The sequence below is a fragment of the Rhizobacter sp. P3_B12 genome (assembly GCF_056402895.1).
In genome coordinates this window covers 1-1,653 of the sequence record NZ_JBFUGN010001196.1, presented here as the reverse complement: position 1 = coordinate 1,653, position 1,653 = coordinate 1, and the positions used below count along the sequence as shown (strand labels likewise).

The following is a 1,653-nucleotide window of genomic DNA, read 5'->3' as shown; positions in this document are numbered from 1 at the left end:
GGGGATGCGGGCCGGCTTGGGGCGGCCCGGCGCTCGGCCCGCTCGCTATTCCACCACTTTGACCSGCTGCCCCACGGCCGGGTCCTTGCCACCGCCGTAGACACCGTTGATCAGCTTCAGCTGCGCCTCGGCCTGCGGCAGCGGCGACTGCTTCGCCAGCTCGGCGAAACCACCGCGCGGAAACGGCACCGACTTCAGCGTCCACGGCTTCGCCACGCTGCGGTCGGCCGCGGTCAGTGCGCGGAACGAGCCTTCGGCCTCCTTCAGCCCGGCCGCGCTGCGCTGCAACGCGGCGGCATCCTTCGACGCCTGCAGCAGCACGAAGCGGTTGTTCTGCGGGCCGTCCACCACCGTCGCGACGACGGCGCGTGCCTGGCCCTGCTTGGTCGTCGCGGTGCCGGTGAAGCGGCTCGCCTTCAGGCCGTTCAGCTCGAGCTTGTCGAACTTGCCCTGCGTCGGCTTGAAGACGCTGCGCACGATCTCCTCGTGCGTGCTGCCGGCCTTGGCCGGCGCCAGCATCACCACCAGCCCGGCATCGCCCGCGGCATTGACCAGCGTGATGTCCTCGGCCGAGTTCTGCACCTTCCAGCCCTCGGGCGCCTTCAGCGCGATGCCCAGCGGCTCATGGTAGAAGCCGCGCCCGCGCGTCACGCCCTGCGCGCGGCTCTCGCCGAACGGCAGCCCGGCGATCGTCTGCAGGTAGCGGTCGCGGCCCTCGTCGACATAGTCGGCGTCCTTCGCATAGCCGTCGGCGATCGTCGTGATGTCGCGCAGGCGCTGGTCGTTGCTCGGGTGCGAGGCCAGCCAGTCGTTGCCGCCGGAGGCGCTGCGGCCCTCGGCCTTCGCGGCGTCGGCCGCGAACTGCTCCTGGCGCTTCAGCACCTGGATCACTTCGACCATCTTCTTCGGGTCGTAGCGGTYGCGCACCAGGTATTCGGCGCCGAGCTGGTCGGCCTGCAACTCCTGGTCGCGGCTGTACGACGCRATGTAGCCGGCCGCGACGCTCTGCGACACCTGGTTCGCCACGTCGCCGATGCCCAGCACCGCCCCGAGCACGGTGGCCGCGACCACGCCGATGCCGGCGGTCTGCTGGCGCGTCGCGCGCTGCGCACCGTGGCGGGCCGTCACGTGGCCGATCTCGTGGCCCATCACGCCGGCCAGGTCGGCCTCGCTCTCCATGTAGGCCATGATGCCGCGCGTCACGTAGACGTAGCCGCCCGGCAGCGCGAAGGCGTTGACCTCGGGGCTGTCGAGCACGGTGAAGGTCCATTGCAGCTGCGCCCGGTGCGACTGCTTCGCGAGGCGCTGGCCGAGGTCGTTCACGTAGGCCTGCACCGGTGCGTTGTCGAGCACGGTGTATTCCTTCAGCACCTCCTGGTGCGCCTTCTTGCCCTCGGCGATCTCGGACGGCTCGTCCATCACCGTGCGCTCGCTGCGACCCGTCACCGGATTGACGACGGAGGCGCAGGCGCCCAGCAGCGACGTGGCCAGCAACAAGGGGATCAGCAGACGACGCATGGCAGAGACCTTTCCGGGAGTGCGGGCGGATGGTAGCCGTTGGGGTGGCCGCCGGGGACGCTTGCATGCCCGCGAAGGGCGGCGTACCGTCGCGGGTCAGGCTTCAGGAGTTTCACGATGCGCTTCGGATCGATC

At 70.3% G+C, this 1,653-nt stretch carries 1 protein-coding gene; it reads right to left on the bottom strand.

Annotated features, from left to right (window positions below; translation table 11 throughout):
• Positions 1 to 45 precede the first annotated feature (45 nt).
• Positions 46 to 1,518: a M48 family metalloprotease gene (locus AC1D01_RS33695; RefSeq protein ID WP_477873816.1), complete on the bottom strand. Its 1,473-nt coding sequence runs from the start codon at positions 1,516 to 1,518 to the stop codon at positions 46 to 48.
• Positions 1,519 to 1,653 lie beyond the last annotated feature (135 nt).